The organism is Cryobacterium sp. MLB-32 (genome assembly GCF_000738085.1).
GTDB lineage: Bacteria > Actinomycetota > Actinomycetes > Actinomycetales > Microbacteriaceae > Cryobacterium.
In genome coordinates, this window is the sequence record NZ_JPRS01000609.1 from 1 (window position 1) to 5,221 (window position 5,221).

The window sequence follows — 5,221 nt, forward strand, 5'->3', positions numbered from 1 at the left end:
CTGCTTAAGAGTGTCAGCGCGCACTGTCTTGTGCTGGCTCTGGGCGCTGAGAGGTGTCTCGTTCGGTCCCATGATGCCATTAGAACATAAGTTCTAATGTAATGAGATACTGGGCCGTGTCGTCGCTTTCACTTCTGGCAGAGGCGGCTCATCTACGCCGAGCAGGAACACAACTTGGCCGGACACATCCTTTCGAACGTCATTCGGGCCATGGCGCCCTCGCCGAGGAAGTGCCCTATGACCGATTGAATTCGCCGATCCTCTAGCAGACACGTCACGAGCCAAGGCTTCCCCTCCATAGACTTCAGAAATGGCCAGAATTGATGCGTTACAGTCCGCCGTTGCCGCTTACGCCGCCGACCAGTGGGACGAAGATGAATGGCGGCAGCTCGGACGTGACACTGGGACCACAGACATCCTCATGAATCATCCCCGCCTGTACAGGTCGCTTAGCTTTGGTGATCCTGATTACCCTGATGCCGCTCTCAGCGCTATGGGTCGAGTGCTGGAAGAGGCCGTTGAGCCAGGGACGGGTGAAGGAGGACGCATGAAGCTGCTGGTCAACTCCATGCCTGATCTTCCAGACTGGATTGCCACTAAGGCCCCTGCCCGTACAAAACGGCTTTTCAATGACTACATTGCTGCTCGCGACCTGTCGGAAATCCCCTTCGATTGGTTCCCTAGCGGGGCCCAAGAACCAGATGTCACGGCCCCGTGGGAAACAGAACCGGCCGCCGTTCCTGAGCGAACACCTGCTCCTCAGGCTGCAATGCCTCCAGGATCGGGACTCGCACCCGCTTCGCTGCCAAATCTCTTTATCGTGCACGGCCACGATGAAGCCGCGCGTGATTCCATCAGAATCTACGTACACAAGCTCACTGGTGTCATGCCAATCTCACTGGCCGAGGAGGCAGGTAGAGGCAAGACCATCATTGAAAAATTCGAAACGTACGGCACCGCCGCCTCATTCGTCATTGTTCTTCTGACCCCCGATGACGTGGGCCAAACAGTCGCGGATCGAGATGCAGGAACGATGCCTAACTTTCGCGCCCGTCAGAACGTCGTGCTTGAACTTGGCTACTTCATCGGCAAAATCGGCCGCGACAACATTGTCGTCGTCGTCGATAAGGATGTTGAACGCCCGTCTGACCTCGCGGGCCTGAGCTACGTGGAATATCCCGGTTCGAATTGGAAGGACGATCTGCGCGTGGAACTCCAGGCCGCAGCGCTCACTCTCTAGGTTCTGGCTCATCTGCGGGCTTTTGCAGCTGGCGCGCGCTTCAAGACAGTGGCGCGTCAGCTTAAGGAATCAATCGCCATAACCCACGGATAAACGGTGGTCGCCTCCTCAAATGTCGTAGTTGCTCCCCAGCCGGGGGAGTGTCCGGTAGATAAAGCCCCAGTGCACACCCTCGTTTTCGGGTCCGTCGACTTGAGCTGACTTAGCTCGGAGTTGCTGATCGATCGTCCGAGCTAAGTCAGCTCCTTTGACAGCCCGATCATTAGAATGCTCAGCAAGAACCGCGTAAGCACCCTTCCACGGGGGACGCGGTAGGGTCGACCTGTGCGGTGTGGGGACGGCCACGGTCAGTTGTTCGCGAACTCATCCCCGTGAACGAAGGTGAGGCGTCCGGTGGCGACGAGTTCCATGAACGAGATTCGCAAACGAGCGGCAAAATTCGTATCTAACTGGAAAGACGAGCCCGGGGAGGAGCGGCAGCAGGCTCAGTCGTTTGTCCGTGATCTCCTGAGCGTCTACGGCATTACTGAAACAAAGGCTGCCGCATACGAACGCCGGGCCAAACGATCATCGACTGGTCACGGCGGGTACATTGATGCGCTTGTGCCAGGCCTGTGCCTGGTGGAGATGAAGTCCGCCGGTAAAAACCTCGAAGAAGCTGAGCGGCAGGCGTTGGACTATATCGATGACCTCACCGACGCGGAGGCGCCCAGGTGGGTTGTCACCTCAGATTTCCACCGCTTCCGGGTGCTCGACCTCCACGATCGGACCGACGGCGCGGTGCAGGAGTTCGCGCTACTTGATATGCGTGTGAAGGCAGACAAACTGGCATTCCTTGCCGGGTACCAAGTCCGCTCGTTCGGCTCTGCGGCGCAGGAAACAGCTTCCATTCGTGCTGCGCGCATCATGGCTTCGCTTTACGAGACCCTCGAAAAGTCTGGATACCCGGACCACGAGGCTTCAGTGTTCCTCGTCCGGGTGCTCTTTGCCATGTATGCCGACGACTCGGGCCTCTGGGACCGTGACTTGTTCACGGACTTCATCAAGGACCGAACTCAAGAGGACGGCTCTGACCTGGGGCCGCAGATTGCCATGTTCTTCCAGGTGCTGAATCAGCGCACCCACCACTCGAACCTCGATGAATACCTGCAACGACTTCCATACGCTAACGGCGGGGTATTCGGAGAATCGATCAGCATTCCGTCGTTTGATTCAGAGATGCGAAGCAGGCTGCTCGAGGCCTGCAACTTCAACTGGTCCACAATAAGTCCGGCCATATTTGGCTCCTTATTTCAGGCGGTGAAAGATAAGGCCTCACGACGCAAGCTTGGCGAGCATTACACAACTGAGACGAATATCCTCAAGTCTCTCGGGCCGCTGTTTCTCGATGAGCTCCGCGACCGGTTCGCCCACGAACAGCACAGCGTCCAAGGACTCAAGAAATTGAGAGCTCACCTCGGTACCATTCGCGTTCTCGATCCCGCCGCAGGATGCTCCAACTTCCTCGTTGTCTCCTATCGCGAGCTTCGTGCCCTCGACCTCGCCATCCTGGTACGTCTCCGTGAAATCGGCGACACAAGCGAACTGCCGCAGATGTTCTTCACCCGGGAAGACCTTGTCGTCAGGCTCGAGCACTTTGCTGGCATTGAAATTGAGGAGTGGCCGGCACGGATCGGGTCGACCGCTTTGCATCTTGTGGACCACCAGGCCAATCAGGCCATGGAACTCGAATTGGGCATGGCCCCGGAAGCGCTACCGCTGGACACGATAACTACTGTCCACGTAGGCAACGCACTCCGCATGAACTGGGGTGATGTCCTCACCCCGACGCCGAACACGATAATTGTCGGTAACCCGCCATTCCTAGGGCATGGCACTCGCAGCGACGAGCAGTCCGCGGATCTGCGTCTGGTCTGGGGCCGGAAGGACATCGGCCGGCTCGACTACGTGACCGCCTGGTACAAGAAGGCCATGGACTACTTTGGTTCCCACCCCGGCGGCCGCTTCGCTTTCGTCTCTACGAACTCCATTGCCCAGGGCGAGCCGGTCCCTACCCTCTTTGGTCCAATGTTCACGTCAGGGTGGCGAATCAGATTCGCACACCGGACGTTTGCATGGACATCGGAGGCGCCGAGCGCAGCAGCTGTGCACTGCGTCATCATTGGGTTTGACCGCGGGGGACGAAACATGCCCGCTCCGATGCTCTATTTCTACGACAGCCTGCGCGCAGACCCTCGAGGTGAGGCTGTCCGCAGCATCAATGCATATCTCATTGACGGTCCGAATTCGCTTGTCGATACCCGAAGTAAACCGCTCAGCCCCGAACTTGGAAAGGTGTCTTTCGGTAGCCGCCCAAACGACGGCGGAGGATTCGTCGTCGAGTCGGAGGACTACGAGGAGATCAAGAAAGATGCGGCGGCGGCGAAATACCTGCGCCGGTACGTCGGCGCACGCGAGCTCTTACGGAATGAAATGCGCTGGGTGTTGTGGTTGCGTGACGTCGAACCCTCCGACATCAGTAAATCTGCCGTCCTCCGCGACCGTCTCGGGCGCGTTCGGCAGCACCGTCTCAATAGCGACAGGAAAGCGACGCAGGACTGGGCTGATCGTCCCAACCTCTTTGACTTCGATAGCCAACCGGACACTGCCTATCTCGCAATTCCGAGCGTGGGCTCAGAGACGCGACGTTACATGACGGCCGAGCGACTCGGCCCGCAAGTCATCGCCTCAAACCTTGTCTATACGACTCCGGACGCGGATGGGTTCGCATTCGCGGTATCAGCGTCGAGCATGTTCATCACGTGGCAGAAAACCGTCGGAGGGCGGTTGAAATCAGACCCGCGGTTCACAAACACTCTCGTGTGGAACACACTGCCGCTCCCAAAGGTGTCAGCTGCCGTGCGCATTGCCGTTATCACTGCTGGGGAGAAGGTGCTCGAGGCGAGAAAGCTTCACCCAGAACGGTCACTCGCAGACCACTACAATCCGCTCGCGATGGACCCTGCGCTCATCGCTGCCCACAATGCGCTCGACCGTGTTGTGGACAAGGCTTTCGGTAGCCGAGGCACCTTGACGGGCGAGCCCGACAGACAGCGGGTTTTGTTCCAACGCTACGACGAATTGACGACAGCGGGGCAACTCTTACCCGCGGGCCGATTGACGAAATCAGCGCCGTCTAGTCGGACTCCTCTGCCGATAGACCTCCCCGGTACAGGAGTCTCGCAGAAGCGTAGAACTGTCATTCCGGAGATCGAGTTGTGACGTCTGTTCTGCCCAAGGATGGTATCTATGCTTCGTCAACGTTCACATATTGGTTGAGACTGGCCGAGACCCGAGAACGTGAGATTGAAGGGGTACCAGCACCATCCGGCCTCACGCTTCCAGTGCAAGATTCCGCGTGGAGGTCGGGCATAGACGCTGGCTATCCATGTGTTCGTGATGTTTGGTGGGATATGTGACTCCTGTGCCGGCATTCGCGGCTCGTCAAGTTAACGTGAGAGGCTCTATCGCCGGCCTGGTCACTTTATGTTCGCTCTAACCGTTAGTGGAATGGAGAATAAGTGACGGCATATCTGACAATTTTCGGATCCTCCAACCGTTACCATTGTGTTGTCACGCAATCGAACGTATAAATGACAGGGGTTGAGCATGCTCGTCGGATACATGCGCGTTTCCAAAGCTGACGGTTCACAGAGCACCGACTTGCAACGTGATTCTCTTGTTGCCGCCGGTGTCGACCCAGACCACCTGTACCAAGATCATGCCTCTGGTAAGAAGGACGACCGTCCCCAGTTACTAGCCTGCCTGAAAGCACTCCGCAACGGAGACACGCTCCTGGTGTGGAAACTCGACAGGCTCGGTCGAGATCTGCGCCACTTGGTCAACACGGTCCATGACCTCACCGATAGAGGTATCGGCCTTAAAGTGCTCACCGGAGAGGGTGCGGCCATCGATACCACGACCGCATCGGGGAAGCTCGTC

3 protein-coding genes are annotated in these 5,221 nt (G+C 57.8%); all 3 read left to right on the top strand.

The window, feature by feature from the left end; translation table 11 throughout:
• Nucleotides 1-310 precede the first annotated feature (310 nt).
• A complete protein-coding gene (locus JF66_RS22665) occupies nt 311-1,240 on the top strand; it encodes a TIR domain-containing protein (RefSeq protein ID WP_081882531.1) in 930 nt (309 codons plus the stop codon).
• A gap of 408 nt (nt 1,241-1,648) precedes the next feature.
• Entirely contained in the window at nt 1,649-4,501 is a 2,853-nt protein-coding gene (locus tag JF66_RS20280; RefSeq protein ID WP_197059523.1) for a class I SAM-dependent DNA methyltransferase, read from the top strand.
• A gap of 387 nt (nt 4,502-4,888) precedes the next feature.
• Nucleotides 4,889-5,221 (top strand): recombinase family protein (locus JF66_RS20285; RefSeq protein ID WP_035880720.1); only part of this gene is annotated, 333 nt, incomplete at its 3' end.

What these genes read in the sequence shown, in the direction of transcription:
- JF66_RS20280 (WP_197059523.1), top strand. Translation starts at nt 1,649, where the DNA reads ATGAACGAGATTCGCAAACGAGCGGCAAAATTCGTATCTAACTGGAAA.
- JF66_RS22665 (WP_081882531.1), top strand. Translation starts at nt 311, where the DNA reads ATGGCCAGAATTGATGCGTTACAGTCCGCCGTTGCCGCTTACGCCGCC.